The sequence below is a fragment of the Kitasatospora sp. NPDC023120 genome (assembly GCF_055560835.1).
In genome coordinates this window covers 60,942-78,463 of the sequence record NZ_JBVHHY010000022.1, presented here as the reverse complement: position 1 = coordinate 78,463, position 17,522 = coordinate 60,942, and the positions used below count along the sequence as shown (strand labels likewise).

21 protein-coding genes and 1 pseudogene are annotated in these 17,522 nt (G+C 74.2%); 12 read left to right on the top strand and 10 right to left on the bottom strand.

Features of this window, described 5'->3' with window-relative positions:
- Position 1 precedes the first annotated feature (1 nt).
- Positions 2–520: a universal stress protein gene (locus tag ACZ3TI_RS29210; protein WP_465731341.1), complete on the bottom strand. Its 519-nt coding sequence runs from the start codon at positions 518–520 to the stop codon at positions 2–4.
- Positions 521–625: 105 nt separating this feature from the next.
- Complete coding sequence (locus ACZ3TI_RS29205; protein WP_465731339.1) at positions 626–1,234, bottom strand: hypothetical protein; 609 nt, start codon at positions 1,232–1,234, stop codon at positions 626–628.
- Positions 1,235–1,362: 128 nt separating this feature from the next.
- Between ACZ3TI_RS29205 and ACZ3TI_RS29200 the strand changes: the two genes are divergently transcribed.
- From ACZ3TI_RS29200 to ACZ3TI_RS29190, 3 genes are all read left to right on the top strand, one after another.
- Entirely contained in the window at positions 1,363–2,004 is a 642-nt protein-coding gene (locus tag ACZ3TI_RS29200) for an alpha-ketoglutarate-dependent dioxygenase AlkB (RefSeq protein ID WP_465731337.1), read from the top strand.
- A gap of 104 nt (positions 2,005–2,108) precedes the next feature.
- A complete protein-coding gene (locus ACZ3TI_RS29195) occupies positions 2,109–2,996 on the top strand; it encodes a VOC family protein (protein ID WP_465731335.1) in 888 nt (295 codons plus the stop codon).
- Between the two features lies 1 nt (position 2,997).
- Positions 2,998–3,336 carry a TfoX/Sxy family protein gene (locus ACZ3TI_RS29190; protein ID WP_465731333.1) on the top strand — a complete coding sequence of 113 codons (339 nt, stop codon included), beginning with the start codon at positions 2,998–3,000 and terminating at the stop codon, positions 3,334–3,336.
- 15 nt (positions 3,337–3,351) lie between these two features.
- On the opposite strand, the gene ACZ3TI_RS29185 is transcribed toward ACZ3TI_RS29190, so the two are convergent.
- The gene (locus ACZ3TI_RS29185; protein WP_465731331.1) at positions 3,352–3,519 is read right to left on the bottom strand and encodes a hypothetical protein; all 168 of its coding nucleotides are present in this window, start codon (positions 3,517–3,519) and stop codon (positions 3,352–3,354) included.
- On the opposite strand from ACZ3TI_RS29185, the gene ACZ3TI_RS29180 reads away from it, so the two are divergent.
- The gene (locus ACZ3TI_RS29180) at positions 3,457–3,981 is read left to right on the top strand and encodes an IclR family transcriptional regulator (protein ID WP_465731473.1); all 525 of its coding nucleotides are present in this window, start codon (positions 3,457–3,459) and stop codon (positions 3,979–3,981) included. The genes ACZ3TI_RS29185 and ACZ3TI_RS29180 overlap by 63 nt on opposite strands.
- 104 nt (positions 3,982–4,085) lie before the next feature.
- Here the strand turns inward: ACZ3TI_RS29180 and ACZ3TI_RS29175 are convergent, their stop codons facing one another.
- Positions 4,086–4,571, bottom strand: coding sequence for an Lrp/AsnC family transcriptional regulator (locus ACZ3TI_RS29175; protein WP_465731329.1), 486 nt, complete (start codon positions 4,569–4,571; stop codon positions 4,086–4,088).
- Positions 4,572–4,682: 111 nt separating this feature from the next.
- On the opposite strand from ACZ3TI_RS29175, the gene ACZ3TI_RS29170 reads away from it, so the two are divergent.
- From ACZ3TI_RS29170 to ACZ3TI_RS29160, 3 genes are all read left to right on the top strand, one after another.
- Entirely contained in the window at positions 4,683–5,591 is a 909-nt protein-coding gene (locus ACZ3TI_RS29170; RefSeq protein WP_465731327.1) for an NAD-dependent epimerase/dehydratase family protein, read from the top strand.
- Positions 5,588–6,481, top strand: coding sequence for an aldo/keto reductase (locus ACZ3TI_RS29165; RefSeq protein ID WP_465731325.1), 894 nt, complete (start codon positions 5,588–5,590; stop codon positions 6,479–6,481). The genes ACZ3TI_RS29170 and ACZ3TI_RS29165 overlap by 4 nt, the downstream gene beginning before the upstream one ends.
- A 179-nt stretch (positions 6,482–6,660) precedes the next feature.
- On the top strand, positions 6,661–7,371 hold the full coding sequence (locus ACZ3TI_RS29160; RefSeq protein WP_465731323.1) for an alpha/beta hydrolase: 711 nt from the start codon (positions 6,661–6,663) through the stop codon (positions 7,369–7,371).
- A 41-nt stretch (positions 7,372–7,412) separates the two neighbouring features.
- Here the strand turns inward: ACZ3TI_RS29160 and ACZ3TI_RS29155 are convergent, their stop codons facing one another.
- The 3 genes from ACZ3TI_RS29155 to ACZ3TI_RS29145 form a co-directional block, all read right to left on the bottom strand.
- On the bottom strand, positions 7,413–7,955 hold the full coding sequence (locus tag ACZ3TI_RS29155) for a universal stress protein (RefSeq protein ID WP_465731321.1): 543 nt from the start codon (positions 7,953–7,955) through the stop codon (positions 7,413–7,415).
- Positions 7,956–8,127: 172 nt separating this feature from the next.
- Positions 8,128–8,799, bottom strand: a complete 672-nt coding sequence (locus ACZ3TI_RS29150) for a TetR/AcrR family transcriptional regulator (RefSeq protein ID WP_465731319.1) — start codon at positions 8,797–8,799, stop codon at positions 8,128–8,130.
- 189 nt (positions 8,800–8,988) lie between these two features.
- On the bottom strand, positions 8,989–9,321 hold the full coding sequence (locus ACZ3TI_RS29145) for a ribonuclease domain-containing protein (RefSeq protein ID WP_465731471.1): 333 nt from the start codon (positions 9,319–9,321) through the stop codon (positions 8,989–8,991).
- A gap of 320 nt (positions 9,322–9,641) precedes the next feature.
- On the opposite strand from ACZ3TI_RS29145, the gene ACZ3TI_RS29140 reads away from it, so the two are divergent.
- Together ACZ3TI_RS29140 and ACZ3TI_RS29135 are read left to right on the top strand one after the other, a co-directional pair.
- Positions 9,642–11,222, top strand: a complete 1,581-nt coding sequence (locus ACZ3TI_RS29140) for a carboxyl transferase domain-containing protein (protein ID WP_465731317.1) — start codon at positions 9,642–9,644, stop codon at positions 11,220–11,222.
- 488 nt (positions 11,223–11,710) lie between these two features.
- Entirely contained in the window at positions 11,711–12,085 is a 375-nt protein-coding gene (locus ACZ3TI_RS29135) for an aggregation-promoting factor C-terminal-like domain-containing protein (RefSeq protein WP_465731314.1), read from the top strand.
- 154 nt (positions 12,086–12,239) lie between these two features.
- Here ACZ3TI_RS29135 and ACZ3TI_RS29130 read toward each other — a convergent pair whose 3' ends face one another.
- Positions 12,240–12,698, bottom strand: a complete 459-nt coding sequence (locus tag ACZ3TI_RS29130) for an HD domain-containing protein (protein ID WP_465731312.1) — start codon at positions 12,696–12,698, stop codon at positions 12,240–12,242.
- A gap of 214 nt (positions 12,699–12,912) precedes the next feature.
- Here ACZ3TI_RS29130 and ACZ3TI_RS29125 point away from each other — a divergent pair, with 214 nt between their 5' ends.
- On the top strand, positions 12,913–13,839 hold the full coding sequence (locus ACZ3TI_RS29125) for an AEC family transporter (protein ID WP_465731310.1): 927 nt from the start codon (positions 12,913–12,915) through the stop codon (positions 13,837–13,839).
- A 20-nt stretch (positions 13,840–13,859) separates the two neighbouring features.
- Here ACZ3TI_RS29125 and ACZ3TI_RS29120 read toward each other — a convergent pair whose 3' ends face one another.
- The gene (locus ACZ3TI_RS29120; protein ID WP_465731469.1) at positions 13,860–14,303 is read right to left on the bottom strand and encodes a MarR family winged helix-turn-helix transcriptional regulator; all 444 of its coding nucleotides are present in this window, start codon (positions 14,301–14,303) and stop codon (positions 13,860–13,862) included.
- A gap of 162 nt (positions 14,304–14,465) precedes the next feature.
- Between ACZ3TI_RS29120 and ACZ3TI_RS29115 the strand changes: the two genes are divergently transcribed.
- Positions 14,466–15,326 carry an alpha/beta fold hydrolase gene (locus ACZ3TI_RS29115; protein ID WP_465731308.1) on the top strand — a complete coding sequence of 287 codons (861 nt, stop codon included), beginning with the start codon at positions 14,466–14,468 and terminating at the stop codon, positions 15,324–15,326.
- A 678-nt stretch (positions 15,327–16,004) separates the two neighbouring features.
- Here the strand turns inward: ACZ3TI_RS29115 and ACZ3TI_RS29110 are convergent.
- Positions 16,005–16,268 carry a dsRBD fold-containing protein gene (locus tag ACZ3TI_RS29110; protein WP_350524766.1) on the bottom strand — a complete coding sequence of 88 codons (264 nt, stop codon included), beginning with the start codon at positions 16,266–16,268 and terminating at the stop codon, positions 16,005–16,007.
- Between the two features lie 316 nt (positions 16,269–16,584).
- Between ACZ3TI_RS29110 and ACZ3TI_RS29105 the strand changes: the two are divergent.
- Positions 16,585–17,424 (top strand): annotated as a pseudogene (locus ACZ3TI_RS29105) (DMT family transporter); the annotation flags it as partial.
- Between the last annotated feature and the right edge of the window lie 98 nt (positions 17,425–17,522).

Here is a 17,522-nt window from a genome sequence, read left to right as displayed (position 1 = left end):
GTCAGGCCGCGACCAGCTCCCGCAGGTCGATGCCGCGGTTCAGCGCGCGCAGGTCGTCGTGCAGCGTGGACGGCGGGACGACGAGCACGCTGCAGCCCGCCTGGTCCAGGCAGCGGCGAGTGACCGAGCGCCGCGTCAGCCCGCGCAGCCGGGCCCGCACGCCGTCCTGCTCGCCGGTGCTGACCACCAGCAGGTCGCCCGGGCGGTCGGCCAGTTCGGTCAGCACCGCACTGGGCTCGCCGCGCACGACCAGCGGCCGCACCGGCACCCCGATCGGGAGCCCGCCGAAGGCCTGCTCCAGCGCGCGCTCCATCCGGGCGTCGGCGAGGTCCTGCCAGGCGCGGAGCAGCGGCGGGCACGGCCGCGCCCGGTAGTTGCGCTCGCCGCCGACCGGCATCCAGGCGAGCACCGGGACCAGGACGGCCCGCCGGACCCGGGCCTCCTCCGCCGCCCGGTGCAGGGCGGTCAGGCTGTGCAGTGAGCCGCTTACTCCGACGATGACGCGGGCGCCGTCCGACATGATCCTTCACTTTCCGATGTCAAGTTCCTGCAGTGTCTGCGATTATGCTGCCACACTTCAGCGTTGACCTACAAATCGAAGGCCTTAACTGAATATCGCCTTGCATCACTCGCCCACCTGAGGGCTTGCCCCGTCCGCCGGCCGGACCTCCTGGAGCAGCCCCCAGGTGAAGTCCGCCGTCCACGGCCGCACCCGCCCGGCACCGTCCGGGGCGTCGAAGTCCAGCCGGAACCGGGTCGGCGCGCTCTCCTCACGCGGCACGGCGGGCGGGAACGCGGCACCCACGTCGTCCACCACACAGCCCCACGGCACCAGGTCGGCGAGCGTGCGCAGCGCGGGCGGCGGTACGCCGGCCGCCCGCACCAGCCACTCGTTGAGCACCGGCGAGCCGATCTCCGCCGGGCTCAGCAGCACCTCGAACCGCAGCTCGGGCCAGAGCGGCAGCGCCCACTGCCGCGCGGTGCACGCGAGGTCCCCGATCCGCCGCGGCACACTCGTCTCGGCCGGCCCGAGCACGGCGGCGTACCGGGCGGCCCCGCGCGGGAACCGGGGCGCCCGGACCATCGCCTGCCAGCGCTTGTTCGCCTCCCGCATCGAGGCCCGGGTGGCCCCCAGCCGCCGCACCGCCTCCTCCACCAGTCCGGGCTGGAAGTCGGCCATCCGGCGCAGCAGCACCAGCTGGAACTCGGTCACGCCGAAGCCGTTGATCGCCATGACCGCAGGCTAGCGACCCCGGAACGGACACCACCCGACTCGCGCGACCACCACCCGAGGCAGGGGGCGAGCCAAACCACACCGAACTCATTCGAACGTTTGCTCGAACAAGGGCGTACGCTGACCCCATGCACGGCACCCTCCACCTCCAGCCCTCGCTGTTCGACGACGCGGAGCACGACGGCATCCGCCTCGGCCCGCTCGACGGCCTGCGCCGGCAGGTGCTCGGCGACGGAGCCTGGCTGGACGTGCTGCCGGGCTGGCTGCACGGCGCCGACGAGCTGTTCGAACAGTTGGCCGCGACGGTGCCCTGGCGGGCCGAGCGCCGCGAGATGTACGAGCGGATGGTCGACGTCCCCCGCCTGCTGGCTTCGTACCCGGCGGAGGCCGAGCCGCCGCACCCGGTGCTCGGACAGGCCCGCACCGCCCTGAGTCGGCACTACGCGGACGAGCTGGGCGAGCCGTTCCGCACCCTCGGCCTCTGCTACTACCGCGACGGCCGGGACAGCGTGGCCTGGCACGGCGACCGGATCGGGCGCGGCGCCCGCGAGGACACCATGGTGGCGATCCTCTCCGTCGGCGAGCCGCGCATCCTGGCGCTGCGGCCCCGGTTCGGCGGCGGGACGGTCGTCCGCCGGCCGCTCGGCCACGGGGACCTGGTGGTGATGGGCGGCAGCTGCCAGCGCACCTGGGAGCACGCGATCCCCAAGACCGCCCGCCCGGTGGGCCCGCGGATCAGCATCCAGTTCCGGCCGCACGGCGTTGCCTGAGCCCCTGCCCGGCCCCGTACCGGCCCCCGACCGGCCCCCGGTTGCCGCCCACCCGCCCGGCGCGGAGGCTGACGATTGGGACCGGTGGCACCGAGGAGGGCGGCATGCCGAAGGCGGGCAGGTACCGCGAGGGCGTCCCGTGCTGGGTCGTGCTCGCGACCACGGACGCCCCACGGGCGCAGCGCTTCTACGGCGCGCTGTTCGACTGGGACTTCGTCCCGACCGGGCCCGCCGAGGCCGTTGCCACCCGGTGCGGCGCCCAGGTCGCGGCCATCGGTCCGCCCGTGGACACCGCCCGGCCCGACGCCTGGACCACCCACCTCGCCTGCGCCGACCTGCGCCGTACCGCCGCACTCGTCCGCGCCGCGGACGGCCGGATCGTCCGCGAGCCGTACGAGGTGCCCGACCAGGGCCGGGCCGCGCTCGCCGTCGACCCACTCGGCGCGGCCTTCGGCCTCTGGCAGGCGGGCACCATCGACGGCGCCGGCCTGGTCGACGAGCCCGGCGCCCTCGCCTGGAACGAGCACCTCTCCCCCGACCCGGACGCCGCGCGCGCCTTCTACCACCGCGTCTTCGGCTACACCTACGGCCGGCCGCGGGCTGGCCACACCCTCGCCCGGGCCGCCGGCCACCCCGCCTGCAGCATCGGCCCGTCCGGCACCGGGCCATCGGCCACCGGCCCGTCCGGCATCGGCCCGTCCGGCACCGGCCCGTCCGCCGCGGACGCGAGCTGGCTGGCCCACTTCGGCACCGCCGACACCGACCGCGCGGCCGAGCGGCTGCGCGACCTCGGCGGCACCGTCCTCACCGGGCCCGAGCCGACGCCGTACGGCCGCGCCGCCCTCGTCCGGGACGACGCGGGCGCGGAGTTCGTCCTGGTCTCCGTCCCGCCCCACGAGGTCCCGTCGCACCAGGTCCCGACCCACGAGGTCTCCGCGCACGAGGTCCCGTCCCCGGAGTCCCCGCCCGACGAGTCCGCGGAGGCGGCCTGAGATGACCCGTACCCAGCCGGACCCCGAGCAACGATTCGCCGCCCTGACCCAGGAGCTGGGTGACCTCCCGGGTGTCACCGAGCCGACCCCCGGCCGCCGCTTCGGCTCCGCCGCCCTCAAGGCCGACGGCCACATCTTCGCGATGCTGTCCGACGGCCGCCTGGTCCTCAAGCTGCCGCGGACCCGGGTGGACGAACTGGTGGCGGCCGGTGCGGGCACCCGCTTCGACGCGGGCAAGGGCCGCCCGATGCGCGAGTGGCTCGCCCTCGACCCGGCCTCCTCGCTGTCCTGGTCCCGGCTGGCCCGCGAGGCCCACGCATTCGTCCACCGGAGCGGCTGACCGGGCACCGGCCGATCAGTCCTTCACCGCGCCCGCCAGCCCGGACACCAGCTTGCGCTGCACCGCGACGAAGAAGACCAGCACCGGAACCGTCATCAGCGTGGACGCCGCACCCTCGACCTGCGCAGCGTCGCCGCCGATTACCTGCGCCGCCTCCAGCGCGAGGCCGGCGAGACCGTGCACCTGACCGTCTGGCAGGCTCCGGGGATCGTCTACCTCGACAAGGTGGAGGACGAGACCAACGTCCGGATGGCCTCCCGGGTCGGCAGCCGGGCCCCCGCCTACTGCACCGCCACCGGAAAGGCGATCCTCGCCTGGCTGCCGGAGGAAGCCGTCACCGAGGTGGTCGCGGCCGGCCTGCGCCCGGTGACCGCCTGGACCATCTCCGACGAGACCCGGCTGCGCGCCGACCTCGCCCGGATCCGCACCCGCGGCCACTCCATCGACGACCGGGAGAACGAACCCGAGGTGCGCTGCGTCGCCGCGCCGATCTTCGACCACACCGGCGAGGTGACGGCGGCGCTCTCCGTCTCCGGGCTCACCTCTCGGATGACGGCGGCCCGGGTGCGCGCCCTCGGGCCGGTCGTGGCGCAGGTCGGACTGCGGATCTCGCGCGAGCTGGGCTCCGACCGGCAGCCGTCCTGACCCGCTGTCCGGTCCCCTGCTGTCCGGTCCCCTGCTGTCCGGACTCCTGCTGCCCGGTCCCCCGCCAACCGGTCCCCCGCGGTATCCGGTCCGTCCCCGGCTCGTCAGTCCGAAGGGAGGAGCACCCGCTGGTCCACCGGCGAGGAGAGGATCAACGAGGTCGTCGTCCGGCCGAGCACCGAGATCAGCTCGATCAGCTCCTCCAGGTGGGAGGTGTCCCGCGCGGCGACCTTGAACACCCAGCAGTCCTCGCCGATCACGTGGTGCACCTCCAGCACCTCCGGCCGGTGCAGCAGGTCCTGGCTGCGCAGGTACTTCACCGTCATCCGGGCGTGCGGCGAGACCCGGACGAAGGCCCGGATGCCGTACCCCAGCCGCTCGGGCGCGACCTGCGCCGCGTACCCGGTGATCGTGCCGTTCGCCTCCAGCCGGCGCACCCGCTCGCCGACCGCGGCCGGACTGAGGTTCACCCGCCGGCCCAGCTCGCTGAGCGTGATCCGTCCCTCGGACTGGAGCAGCTCCAGCAGCCGCAGATCGACCGCGTCCAGACCGCTGCCGGAACCGCTGCCGGAACCGCTCCGGGAGCCCACCGACGAATCGTCGGCCGAACCGCCGGACTGCCGTTGGTCTTTCGGTCGCAGCGCCTGAACTCCCACGATCACCCCTTCATCGAACCGCGCCGCACCATAACACTTATGAGCATGGAAAACGTGCTCGTCATCGGGGGAAACCGGTACTTCGGACGGCAGTTGGTCACCCGGCTACGCGACTCCGGAGCCCGGGTCAGTGTGCTCAACCGCGGCTCGGCGCCGCCCCCGCCGGGTGTCACACCGCTCGTCGCCGACCGCGCGGACGAAGCGGCGCTGACCGCCGCACTCGCCGGGCGCGACTTCGACACGGTGATCGACCAGGTCTGCTACACCCCGCGGCACGCCGAACTCGCCGTCCGCGCCTTCGCCGGACGGGCCGGCCGCTATCTGATGACCTCCACCATCGAGGTCTACGACACCGGCGAGCCGCACCCGGCGGGACACCCGCTCGCCGAATCCGCCGTCGACCCGGCCGAGTGGCCGGTGCGACTCGAACTCCCCTGGACAGAGGCAGAGTTCGTCGAGTCCTCGTACGGCGAGGGCAAGCGGCAGGCGGAGGCGGTGTTCACCCGCAGCGGGGCGTTCCCGTTCGTCTCCGTCCGGCTCGGGCACGTCCTCGGCGCCGCCGACTTCACCGGGCGGCTGGCCCACTACGCCGAGCGGATCGAGTCGGGCGCACCCGTCCTGGTGCACCCGGAGAACCTGCCCTCCTCCTACACCCACGAGACCGAGGCCGCCGCCTTCCTGGCGTGGGCCGCGGGCGAGCAGTTCACCGGCCCGGTCAACCTCTCCTCGCACGGCGAACTGTCCGCCACCGACCTCTGCGACCTGCTCGCCGCCGGCCGCCCGTACCGCACCACCGCGCCCGAGCCCGGGCAGCAGGCCTCCCCGTTCTCCTTCGACCGCTACTACGGCATGGACAACTCCCGGGCCCAGCGGCTCGGCCACCCCCTCTCGCACACCCGCGACTGGCTGCCCGGCCTGCTCGCCGCCACCCGTGGACAGGAGCTCCCCGCATGACCACCAGCAGCACGACCACGCGACTCCTCGGCACCGTCGCCACCAGCGCCATCGGCCTCGGCGCGATGCCGCTCTCCGTCGAGGGCCGTCCGGACGAGGCCCGCGCCATCGCCACCGTCCACGCCGCCCTCGACGCGGGCATCACCCTGATCGACACCGCCGACTCCTACCACTGGCACGCCGACGAGTACGGCCACAACGAGGAACTGATCGCCCGGGCCCTCGCCGCCTACGGGCCGGACGCCGACCGCGTCCTGGTCGCCACCAAGGGCGGCCGCGGCCGCCCCGGCGACGGCTCCTGGACCGTCAACGGTGACCCGGCCCACCTCAAGCACGCGTGCGAAGGCTCGCTGCGCCGCCTCGGCGTCGAGGCGATCGGCCTCTACCAGCAGCACCACCCGGACCGGACCGTCCCGTACGCCGACTCGCTCGGCGCGATCCGGGAGCTCTACGAGGAGGGCAAGATCCGCGCGGCCGGCATCTCCAACGTCGACGTCACGCAGGTCCGGCTGGCCCGCGAGATCCTCGGCGACGCCCTGGTCTCGGTGCAGAACGAGTACTCCCCCGCCGTCCGCAAGCACCAGCCGGTGCTCGATCTGTGCACCGAACTGGGCCTGGCGTTCCTCCCCTGGAGCCCGCTCGGCGGCATCGGCCGCTCCGACGAACTCGGCGGGGCCGGCGAGGAATTCGCGGCGATCGCCGCCGAACGCGAAGTCAGCCCGCAGCGCGTCGCCCTCGCCTGGCTCCTCGCCACCTCCCCGGTGACCATCCCGATCCCGGGCGCCAGCCGCCCCGAGACCATCCGCGACTCCGCCACCGCGGGGGAACTGGCGCTCAGCGAGGAAGAACTGGTCCGTCTCGGAAACGCGAACGGGGCCCGGCACCTGTGAAAGGCACCGAACCCCGTCCGACAATCGGAGCGCCAGGCCCGGATCGCACGGACTCTTCCTACTGAAAGTAGGACGTGCTCTGGTAGCACCACTGACGCCTGGCGAGAGATCGTCTCCCTCGCGACAGGAAGTACAGTAGCAGCTCGATGATCAGTCACCGAATCGGAGGCGAACCCCGCATGACGAGCGCTCCATCCGAGGTCGTTCCGTACGCGGACGGGCGGCTGTTGGATGTTCACCGGCCGACCGCCGGCACCGACGGGCCGGCGCCCGTCGTGCTGCTCTGGCACGGCAGCGGGCCGGACGAGCGGGATGTACTGCGGCCGTTGGCCCGGGAGGCCGCCGGGCTCGGGCTGCTGGTGCTCGTCCCGGACTTCGACTCCGCGCGGGAGGACCGCGGCGCCGCCGAGCTGCTCGCCTCCCTCACCCGGGCCCGCCGCATCGCCGCCGACTTCGGCGGGGACCCGGACCGCTTCGTGCTGGCCGGGTGGTCGATGGGCGGTCGGGAGGCGATCGCCGTGGCCACCCACCCGGACACCCCGGCCGAACTCCGACCCACCGCCGCCGTCGGGATCGCCTCGCACTACGCCGACCCGGCCGTCACCACCGGCGACGCCCCGCTCGACCACCTGTCCGCGGGCCCGTCGCCCGTGCCGCTCTGGCTGGTGCACGGCACGGCGGACGACATCGTGGACGTCGAGCACACCCGCAAGCTGAGCGCCGCGGTACCCACCGCCGCACTGCTCGAACTCCCCACCGACCACGCGGGCGTGGTGATGACCGTCTACAGCCCCGAGGCCCGACGCTGCGTCCCCGCCACCGACGCCGACACCCTGGCGGCCGGCCGCCGCACCGCCGCCGTCCTCGCCGAGGCCGCCGGGCTCTCGTAGCGGCACCGGCCGTCGGGAGGCCATCGCCCCTGGGCCCCCGGTCAGTTCCCTGCGGCCGGTGCCCGCAGCCCCTGTCCGCGCTCGAGAGTCTCCAGGTCCCGCTGCAGCGGCGGGTGCGGGACCGCCAGCACCGGGCAGGTCGCGTGCCGGACGCAGTAGGCGGTGACGGACGGGTGCACCAGCCGGGCGAGGCGGCCGCGTTCGCGTCCGGCGCCGAGGACGAGCAGGTCGCCGGGGCGGTCGGCACATCGCACCAGGGTGTGCCCGGTGTCGCCGCGGACGGCCTGGCAGCGCAGCCGGACGCCCGCGTACCGGCCGGCGAAGGCCTCGTCCAGGGCCTGCCGCAGTCGGGCCACGGCGGCGTCGCGTCCGGCGGTGATCACCGGCGGGCAGGGGGTGCGACGGTAGCCGAGTTCGTCGCCGGGCGGGATCCAGCAGAGGACCGCGAGCACCTCGGCGTCCGTACGGCGGGCTTCGGCGACGGCGTGGTGGAGGGCGGCGAGGCTGCCGAGCGAGCCGCTGACGCCGACCACGATCCGGCCTTCGCGCGCGCTGCTCCGCACGCGGTCCACGTCGTCCACCATGTCGTGGCCCCTGCCCTTCCCGCTGGAGTGCCTCTCCCGCCGGAGCGCCCGACCACGCTCCCGCCGCACCCCAGCGAAGCGCCCCGCGACTGTACGACCACCGGCCGTTGACGAGACCCTGACGCGGCACCCGGCGTTCCGTACGCGTCCCTGATACCGGGGGCCGCGTCCCTCAGGCCTCCGGGGGCTCCGCCTCCCAGAGGTCGGCGAACATCCGGTCCAGGTGCTCCTCGCCGATCGGCGGGACCGGCAGCGGGTGGGTGGCCCGGGCGCGGAAGCCGTCCAGGAGCAGGGCGAGGTAGCGGCGCCAGAGGTCGGGGCGCAGCTCGGTGGCGGCGGGCAGGGCGCGGCAGAGGGGGCCGAGCAGGAACAGCAGGTCCATGGTGACCACGTCGCGGCGCATGGCGCCCTGGTCCTGGGCGCGGGCGATGAGGGTGCCGACGGTGGTGGCGTGCTGCCGGCTGATCTCGATCATGCCGGGGATGGTCGGGATGCCCTGGGTGACGAGGTCGTTGATGCCCCGGTCGGCGGCGACGAGTTCGAAGATCCGCTCGAAGTACCGCTCGAGGCCGGTCCAGGCGTCCGCTGCGGCGAGTGCCTCCTCCCCCGCCGTGGCCAGGCCGGCGCCGGCGTCGGCGAACACCTCGCCGATCAGCGCCTCGCGGGTCGGGAAGTGCCGGTAGAGGGTGGCGTTGCCGACGCCGGCTTCCTTGGCGATCTGGTCCAGCGGCACGTCCAGGCCGTGCCGGGAGAACATGTCGCGGGCGGCGGCGAGCAGCAGGTCGCGGTTGCGCTGCGCGTCTCGCCGGAGCCGTCCCGGGGGGTTCGCGCTGCTCGGTGCCATGCACCCGACCCTAGCAAGCGGGCGGAAGGGCAGCGGCGCGCGAGCCAACTGCCCCTCGGAGTCGTCGAGTCCGGGGCGCAGGTCCAGGACGCGGGCCCAGGACGCAGCGCGGGCCGACGGCGGTACGGGGGCGGTACGGGGGCGGCCCCGGCGGGGAAGTGCGCCGGGGCCGCCGTGGTGCGGGGCCGGTCAGCAGCCCTGGTCGACGAGGTAGAACGTGGCGTAGTGGTCGCCGGTGTAGTAGTCCTCCTGGTAGCCCTGGCCGGTCACGATCCGGCGGGCGCCGCGGGTCGGGGAGCCCGGGGTGACGACCGTGTACTCGTGGTAGTACCCGTAGTACTCGGTCGGCAGGACGTGCTCTCTGTTCTGGAAGACCACGCCGTCCTGGGAGTAGGGGAACGGCCCGTCGGAGGCGATCAGGTCCAGGGTGTCGGTGGCCTCCGACGGCAGGTCGGAGAGGCAGACCGAGCCGCTCACGGTGGCGTGCGCCTCGGTGGCGACGGCGAGCGGCGCGAGGGTCATCAGGGCGACGGCGGTGACGGCGGCAGCGCGGGACTTCCACGCGCGTAGAGTGCGAGTCATGCCCCCAGTGTGGCGAGACACCGTCAACTCCGGAAGCCCTCCACCGAAGTATTAACCGGCGAGTAACTCCCCTTTATCTGCGGGGACTTGACCCGTATTCCCACCTCCGACCGGCTCACCCCCAGGCCGCCTACGAACCATCCGCACGGCACAAGGGTCGACCGCCGTCGACCCACGCCCCGGGCTCTCCCCGCCCGGACCGCGCCGCATAGAGTGACGGATCACGGCGGGCCGGAACGATCTCTGACGGGGTGGACGACATGGCTGCGAACGGGAACACCACGCCCACGGCGCGGACGGCACTCACCGCACACCAGCTGATCGGGCTGCTGGTCGACCCCGGCAGCTTCCACAGCTGGGACGAGCCGCCGGCTGCCCAGCCTCCCGTCCCCGCTCCTTCCACTCCCCTCACCGACCCCGCTCCTCCCACCGACCCCGGCTACCGCGCCTCGCTCGACCGGGCCCGCGAGCGGACCGGCCTGGACGAGGCCGTCCTCACCGGCCTCGGACTGATCGACGGACGGCCGGTCGCCCTGGTCGCGTCCGAGTTCGGCTTCCTCGGCGGCTCGATCGGCGTGGCGACCGCCGAGCGGATCACCCGGGCCGTCGAGCGCGCCACCGCCGAGCGGCTGCCGCTGCTCGCCCTGCCGGTCTCCGGCGGCACCCGGATGCAGGAGGGCTCCGCCGCCTTCCTCTGCATGCTGCGCGTCACCGCCGCGGTCCAGGCCCACCGCGCGGCCGGCCTCCCCTACCTCACCTATCTGCGCAACCCCACCATGGGCGGGGTCTTCGCCTCCTGGGGCACGCTCGGACAGCTGGTCCTCGCCGAGCCGGGTGCCCGGCTCGGCTTCCTCGGCCCGCGCGTGTACGAGGAACTGCGCGGCGTGGAGCTGCCTCCGGACGTCCAGCGGGCCGAGATGCTGGCCGCGCACGGACTGGTGGACGCCGTGGTACCGCCGCAGGAGCTGCGCGAGCTGGTCCGCCGCACGCTCGCCGTCCTCGCCACGACGCCGCCACCCCCTTCGACGGACACCCTCGCCACGCCCGTCCCGCTTGCAGAGGACACCCCCGAGCACCCCGACGCCTGGGACGCCGTGCGCCGCACCCGCCGCCCGGACCGCCCGGGCACCCGCGAGTTCCTGCGGCACGCCGCCGAGGAGCTGGTGCTGCTGGACGCCCCCGGCGGGCGCGGCGGTGCGCTGGTCCGCGCACTGGCCGTCCTCGGCGGCCGGCCCGTCCTGGTCGTCGGCCAGCAGCGGCAGACCGCCGAGCACGAGCGCCCCTTCACCGCCGCCGACCTGCGGGCGGTGCGCCGCACCGCGCGCCTGGCCGAGCAGCTCGGGCTGCCGCTGGTCACCGTGGTGGACACGGCCGGGGCCGAGCTGTCCGCCGAGGCCGAACGGGACGGCATCGCGGTGGAGATCGCGCACTGCCTGACCACCCTCCTGGCGCTGCGCACCCCCGTCCTCGCGGTGCTGCTCGGCCAGGGCTCGGGCGGCGGCGCGCTCGCCTTGCTCCCGGCCGACCGGGTGCTCGCCGCGAGCCACGCCTGGCTGGCGCCGCTGCCGCCGGAGGGCGCCTCGGCGATCGTCCACCGGGACGGCGAGCACGCGGCCGAGCTGGCCCGGGCGCAGGGCATCGGGGCGCACGACCTGGCGGAGGTCGGACTGGTGGACGAGGTGGTCCCGGAGCTGCCGGACGCCGCCGACGAGCCCGAGGCCTTCTGCACCCGGCTCGGCCTGGCCGTCGGCGCGGCGCTCGGCGCCCTCGCGGCGACGCCCGACGCGGACCGGCTCGCGGCCCGGGCCGCCCGCCACCGGCGACTGGGCGATCTGCGGTAGCCGTCCACCTCCGGGGGTGTGGCGCCGGTCTCAGTGCAGGGCTGATCGTCTGCACCCAAAGTGTTTCCCCCGGGGCCCCGGGTGACGGCTCCGTGGGCCCGCACGGTGAGTGCGCTCACACGGAATCAGCGACCACGACGGGCCGTAGTAGACGCTGCCGGGCTGTCCTATGGCACCCCACATCTCCCACATACGCGCAGGTCAGAGCCGGTCGACGCACGTGGCGCGACCGGCCCTTCGAATCCACGGCAACCCGCCTCCATACGACTGTCGGTCGTAACGAGGGGGTCTTGGCGACCGCCGATCCGGTCTGGCAACAATGGCTCTCGTCGCCAGCCGCACCGGCTCCTGTCCCGCCGGTGAACGGCTTACCGCCGAGTCACGCCCCGTGACCGTTTCGGCCCCTGTCCGGCCGTGGTCCTGGGCGGGGCGTGACCCGGCCCAACCTGATTGAGGTCTTGTTCTTCATGCCCGCTTTCAAGCTCCGTATGCGTACTTCGGCCGCGATTCTCGCCGGCGCCGCCGGTCTGACCGCCCTGGGCGCCGGTGTCCTGCCCGCCACCGCCAACGCCGCCACCCTCTCGCCGCAGGCGATCGCCGCCCAGATCGTCCCGGCGAACCAGCTGGCCTCGTTCAGCCAGATCATCTCCCACGAGTCGAGCTGGAACGTCACCGCGACCAACCCGAGCTCCGGCGCGTACGGCCTGGCCCAGGCGCTGCCGGGCTCCAAGATGGCCTCGGCCGGCGCCGACTGGAAGACCAACCCCAAGACCCAGATCAAGTGGGCGCTGGGCTACATGAACTCCCGCTACGGCAGCCCGAACGCCGCCTGGGCCTTCTGGCAGACCCACCACTGGTACTAAGCCGGCCCCATCGGCTCACCGATCCCCTCCCGCCCCCTGACCACTCCCCCTCACCCCGGGGGTCGGACAGGGACCACCGGGGTGCCCGAGAGGGCCCGGACCCGCGCGATCCGCGTGGCCCGGGCCCTCTCGTGGTTTCCCCCTCCAGCCCGTCCTACAGCTCGTCGGTCAACCCCAGCAGGTCGCGCATCCGCGCGTACTTGGCGACCAACCGCTCGGCGGTCGCCCGGTCCAGCGAGGCCAGCCGGGCCGGGTCGGAGTTGTGGGCCAGGTCGGCGCGCTTGACCAGCAGGGCGCCGGGCGTGGCCAGGATGCGCGCGGTGTACTCCTCGAGCGGCTCCTCCGGACGCCGGGTGAGCGCGTCCACGATCGCCTTGGTCTCTGCCGGCAGCGCGGCCGCGGCCAGCCACTCCCGGCTCAACCGGTCGTCCTCGACGGTGTCGTGCAGCCAGCCGGCCGCGATCTGCGCCTCGCTGCCGCCGCGCGCGGCCGTCCCGTGCGCCACCGCCGCGATGTGCTCGCCGTACGGGTGGCCGTTCTTGTCCACCTGCCCCCGGTGGGCGCCGCGCGCGATCGTCTCCACGTCGGACAGGCTCAGGTACTCGTTCGCCACCCGCTCACCCCTCGGCTCGTTCGTCCGCTCGTCCGTCGGCTCGCCCCCTGGGCTCGCCCTCGGCTCATGGTAGGCCCGTGATCGACGGGTCGACGGCCACTGGTTTACTGCCCCGGGGGTTCACGGCTCGGAGGGTCCACCGGCCCGGAGTCGACGCCCCCGGCGGGAGACCCCCACCGCACCCGGCAGAGACGTCCGAGCGATCCGAGGAACCATGCCATCCCTGCATCCGCTGCTGTCCGCCTTCGCCCCGATCTGGGCGCTGACCGGGACCGGTTACGTCGTCGGCCGTACCAGGCTGCTCGGGCCGCAGGCCGAGACGGTGCTGAACCGCTTCGTCTTCCACGTGGCGATGCCGGCCGCGCTGTTCCTGATGATCTCCCGCACCTCGCTGGGGAAGTTCGCCAACCCGTCGATGCTCGCCTTCGCCGCCGGCACCGCCGTCGCGACCGGTCTCGGGCTGCTCGCCGGGCGCCTGCTCTTCCGGCGCAAGCCCGGCGAACTGGCCATCGGCTCGATGGCCTCGGGGTACGTCAACTCCGCCAACCTGGGCATACCGGTGACCATGCAGGTCATCGGAGACGCCTCCTTCGTGGCTCCCGTGGTGCTGTTCCAGATCCTGCTGGTCACCCCCGCCGCCCTCGCTGTGCTGGACGGCGGCGCGGCCGGCCGCCGGGCCCTGCTCACCCTGCCGGTGCGCAACCCGATCCTGCTCGCCACCGCGCTCGGCGCCGTCGTCTCCGCGACCGGGGCGCACCTGCCCGCCGAGCTGAACCGCTCCTGCGAGCTGCTCGGCGGGGCGGGAGTGCCGACCGCCCTGGTCGCCCTCGGCATCTCGCTGCACAACCGTCCACCGGCGGACGGCCGTTCGCGCCGCGCCGAGGTCGGGCTGATCGTCGCGCTCAAGACCCTGGTCCAGCCGCTCGTCGCGCTCGCCGTGGCCGGCCCGCTGCTCCACCTGCCCGCGCACCAGCTCCTCACCGTCGTCCTGTTCTCCGCGCTGCCGACCGCGCAGAACGTGTACACCTACGCCCGCGAGTACGCGCAGGGCACGGTGCTCGCCCGGGACGCGGTGCTCTGGTCGACGCTGGTGTCGATGGCGACGCTCTCGGTGATCAGCTGGACCCTCGGGCCGTCCTAGGCCCTCGCCCGCTCCGGTCGCTACTGCCGCTCCTGTTGCCTGGCGGCGGCGACCACCTCGGTCATGGCCTCCAGGAAGCGCCGGGCCGCGCCCAGCTCCGCGGGCTCGAACCGCCCCATCGCCGCGAGCAGATCGCCGATCAACCCGCCGAAGAAGCCCTGCCCCAGCTCCATCGCCCGTTCCTCCACCAGCAGCCGCACCCTGCGCCGGTCCTGCGGGTCGCGCTCGCGGCGGATCAGCCCGAGCCGCTCCAGCCGGTCCACCAGGCCGGTCGTCCCCGCCGAGTTCAGGTGCAGCGCCTCCCCCAGCCGACCCGGGGTGACCATCTCCCCGGCCCGGGCGGCGTCCAGCAGATGGATCAGCGCCCGCAGATCGGTCGGGTGCAGACCGCTGCGGGACGCGAACTCCGCCCCGAACAGGTCGAGTTCGACCGTCAGGCCGCGCAGCAGGTGGACCAGCCGCATCGGCTCCTCAAACTCGGACACCCCGTCGTCCTTCCTCGAGCACGCCCGTGCGACTATTCTCTCGTCCAACGAGATAATCACTGGGCGAGATACTTGCCAGGCGAGATACTTGCTGAGCGAGTGTTTCTGCACGCCATCACACCACACCCGCGGAGGCCCGTCATGTCCGCCCGCATCGCACCCTTCCTCGCCGCCTACGACGCCCTGCTCGCCCGCTGGCCCGTCCCGGTCGAGGCGCTCACCGTCCGCACCGCCCACGGCACCACCCGGATCAACGCCTGCGGCCCGCAGGACGGACGCCCGCTCGTCCTCCTCCACGGCGGCGGCGCCACCTCCACCATGTGGTTCGCCAACGCCGCCGCCTGGGCCGAGGCCGGGCACCGCGTCCTCGCCGTCGACCTCATCGGCGACCCCGGGCGCAGCGTCCACGACGGCACCGCACTCGACGGCGTCCCCGGACTGCTCGGCTGGCTGGACGCCGTCCTCGACGAACTCGGCGTCCCCGAAGCCGACTTCTGCGGCCACTCGTACGGCGGCTGGATCGCCCTGGAGTACACCCTGCACGCCCCCGCCCGAGTCGGCCGACTCGCCCTGCTCGACCCCACCCAGTGCTTCGCCGGCTACCGCCCCGGCTACCTGCTGCGCGCGCTCCCGCTCTTCCTCCCCCGCCGCACCCCGGCCCGCGCCCGCGCCTTCCTCGACTGGGAGAGCGGCGGCGGCGCCCACCTCGACCCCGACTGGCGGGAGCTCTACGCCCTCGGCTACGCCGACTTCCCCGCCTCCCGCGTGATCACCGGCCCCCGCCCGGCCGCCGCCCGCCTCCACGCCATCGACACCCCCGTCCTCACCCTCCTCGCCGCCGGGAGCCGCACCCACGATGCAGCGCAGGTTGCCGAAACCGCCCGCCGTGCCCTCCCGGCCGCCGAGGTCGCGATCCTCCCGAACGCCACGCACCACAACCTGCCCATGGCGGCCGCACCCGAGGTGAACCGGCGCCTCGTCGGCTTCCTGGCCCAGGGCTGACGGCCTGCCCGGCTCGGGTCGTACGGGGAGGGGCACGGGCGGTGACCGTAGCGTTGCCGGATGACCTCGAGTAGCCGGGCGGGTCGCAGCTGAGTGCGGCTCATGCGATGGCGTCGGCGGTGGTGTTCGCGATCCCGGTGCTCAAGTCGGCGTGGACCCTCGGGGGCGGGGACGCCGCGCGGGACGCGCTGCCGGCCATGGGGCCGGCGAACCGGGTCGACGTCGTCATCGGCATGTTCTTCGCCGAACCGGTCCGGCCCACAACGCGCCCGCGTGGTCGAGCTGGACCGCCAGGCCCCTGGCGTCGTCGCCCGGGACATCCCGCCCACGAGGTGGTCAGCGGCACCGGCTGCGCCGTCGACCCCGACGACGTCCTCCGCGGCCCCCTGGTGGCGCAGCCAGGGACTGTTCACGGTTCGGGTCGGCGGCGCGAGTTGCCCTTCGGCATAGGCCTGTTGAAGGCGCTTTCACAGCCGAGGAAGCCGGGCACGACACAACTCGCCGCCCGTGCGCGGCAGTACGGCGCCGCGTTGCTCCCCGACGCGGGGGTCCCGACGCCGCGGCCCCGGGCGGCGCGCTCGCGACCGTGTGATCGCGCCGCCCGGGACCGTGGCCGTGGCTGTCGGCCGTGGCTCTCGGCTGTCGGCTGTCGGCCGTCGCCGCCGGTGGATCGGTTGGTCAGTAGATCAGGTACCCGGGGCGGTGCCCTTCGTCGTCGATCTCCCCGGTGGCCTGGGCCCGCAGCTTGCGGGACAGCTCCTCCAGGGCGCGGGAGGCCGCGACCTCCTCGCCGATCCTGGCGAGCGGACGGTCGTCGGCGCTCTTCACGGCCTCACCGTGCGCGCTCAGGCCCGGCGCCCTCGCGCCGGTCAGCCTGGCGTCGCACGCCGTGTGCACGCCGTCCTCGTCGAATGTCAGCTCCACGTCCCACTGGTTGTGCATGCCACACCTCCTGGCGCCGGCCCCCGTAGCGCCCGTCCGGACCGGCAACGGACGGTGACCCGTGGCGGCCGCTCACACCAGCGTGCGCCTGCCCCGCCCGTAGCGGCAAGCGCGGCGGACGGCACCGGGCGCCGCAGCGCGGTTACGCACCCTCGGCCGGCGGCGACACCGGCCCGCAACGGCCGCCCGTATGCCCGCGCGTCACCTCCGATCGGCCCGCCCGCCGCCCCGGCGGTACGCTGACGGAAGCGGCCGCGACCGCCGAGCCACCCAGGAACCGTCGGCGCGGCGGGCACGACAACCTGGTGGTCCCTCCGTGGTGGTCTTCCTCCTCGCCCTCAGCGCGGCCTGCTGTCTGGGACTCGGCTTCGTCCTCCAGCAGCACGCGGCACAGCGAGCCCCGCGTGCCGACCTGCTGCACTGGCGGCTGCTGCTGGACCTGATGCGGATGCCCGAGTGGCTGCTCGGGACCGGGTTCATGGTCAGCGGGCTGATCCTCTCCGCGCTCGCGCTCAACAAGGGCGAGGTGTCCCTGGTCGAGCCGCTGCTGGCCACCAACCTGCTGTTCGCCATGGCGCTTGCCCGGGTGCTGACCCGTCAGACCCTGGGCCGCTCCGGCTGGGCCGGGGTGTTGCTGCTCGGCCTCGGGGTGACCGCCTTCATCGTGGCCGGGAGACCGACGGGCGGCGGGGCGCCCGCCGGGGAGCTGCGGCACTGGCTGGTGGTCGGTACGGTGGTCGGGCTGGTCGTGCTCCTGGTCGCACTGGCACGGAAGCTGCCGCTGTTCGAGGAGGCGACCCTGCTGGCGCTGGCCGCCGGGCTGCTCTACGGCCTCCAGGACGCGCTCACCCGGACCACCACCCTGCGCCTCGACCACGAGGGGCTGTCGCCGGTGCTGCGCAGCTGGCAGCCGTACGCGGTGGTGGCGGCGGGCGTGGTCGGACTGCTGCTGGTGCAGAGCGCCTTCGAGGCCGCGCCGCTGCGGATGTCGCTGCCGGCGCTGACCGCCGCCCAGCCGCTGGCCGGGATCGCCTGCGCGGTCGGCTTCCTCGGTGACCGGCTACAGGTCACGCCGAGCGCGCTGGCCTGGCAGTCGGCCGGCATGCTGGCGATCGTGACCGGGGTGATCGTGATCGGCCGCCACCCGGCGATGCCCGGCACCGTCCGCGACACCCTGGAGAGCATCGGGGCGGGACCTGAGGACGAGTCCGGGGTCGGCAGCGAATCCGGCGGCGAGGACCAGCCCGAGGACGA

Bases quoted from the DNA above. Each gene is read 5' to 3' on its own strand.
- ACZ3TI_RS29210 (WP_465731341.1), bottom strand. From the start codon at position 520: ATGTCGGACGGCGCCCGCGTCATCGTCGGAGTAAGCGGCTCACTGCAC.
- ACZ3TI_RS29205 (WP_465731339.1), bottom strand. From the start codon at position 1,234: ATGGCGATCAACGGCTTCGGCGTGACCGAGTTCCAGCTGGTGCTGCTG.
- ACZ3TI_RS29200 (WP_465731337.1), top strand. From the start codon at position 1,363: ATGCACGGCACCCTCCACCTCCAGCCCTCGCTGTTCGACGACGCGGAG.
- ACZ3TI_RS29195 (WP_465731335.1), top strand. From the start codon at position 2,109: ATGCCGAAGGCGGGCAGGTACCGCGAGGGCGTCCCGTGCTGGGTCGTG.
- ACZ3TI_RS29190 (WP_465731333.1), top strand. From the start codon at position 2,998: ATGACCCGTACCCAGCCGGACCCCGAGCAACGATTCGCCGCCCTGACC.
- ACZ3TI_RS29170 (WP_465731327.1), top strand. From the start codon at position 4,683: ATGGAAAACGTGCTCGTCATCGGGGGAAACCGGTACTTCGGACGGCAG.
- ACZ3TI_RS29165 (WP_465731325.1), top strand. From the start codon at position 5,588: ATGACCACCAGCAGCACGACCACGCGACTCCTCGGCACCGTCGCCACC.
- ACZ3TI_RS29160 (WP_465731323.1), top strand. From the start codon at position 6,661: ATGACGAGCGCTCCATCCGAGGTCGTTCCGTACGCGGACGGGCGGCTG.
- ACZ3TI_RS29155 (WP_465731321.1), bottom strand. From the start codon at position 7,955: ATGGTGGACGACGTGGACCGCGTGCGGAGCAGCGCGCGCGAAGGCCGG.
- ACZ3TI_RS29150 (WP_465731319.1), bottom strand. From the start codon at position 8,799: ATGGCACCGAGCAGCGCGAACCCCCCGGGACGGCTCCGGCGAGACGCG.
- ACZ3TI_RS29145 (WP_465731471.1), bottom strand. From the start codon at position 9,321: ATGACCCTCGCGCCGCTCGCCGTCGCCACCGAGGCGCACGCCACCGTG.
- ACZ3TI_RS29140 (WP_465731317.1), top strand. From the start codon at position 9,642: ATGGCTGCGAACGGGAACACCACGCCCACGGCGCGGACGGCACTCACC.
- ACZ3TI_RS29135 (WP_465731314.1), top strand. From the start codon at position 11,711: ATGCGTACTTCGGCCGCGATTCTCGCCGGCGCCGCCGGTCTGACCGCC.
- ACZ3TI_RS29125 (WP_465731310.1), top strand. From the start codon at position 12,913: ATGCCATCCCTGCATCCGCTGCTGTCCGCCTTCGCCCCGATCTGGGCG.
- ACZ3TI_RS29120 (WP_465731469.1), bottom strand. From the start codon at position 14,303: ATGCGGCTGGTCCACCTGCTGCGCGGCCTGACGGTCGAACTCGACCTG.
- ACZ3TI_RS29115 (WP_465731308.1), top strand. From the start codon at position 14,466: ATGTCCGCCCGCATCGCACCCTTCCTCGCCGCCTACGACGCCCTGCTC.
- ACZ3TI_RS29110 (WP_350524766.1), bottom strand. From the start codon at position 16,268: ATGCACAACCAGTGGGACGTGGAGCTGACATTCGACGAGGACGGCGTG.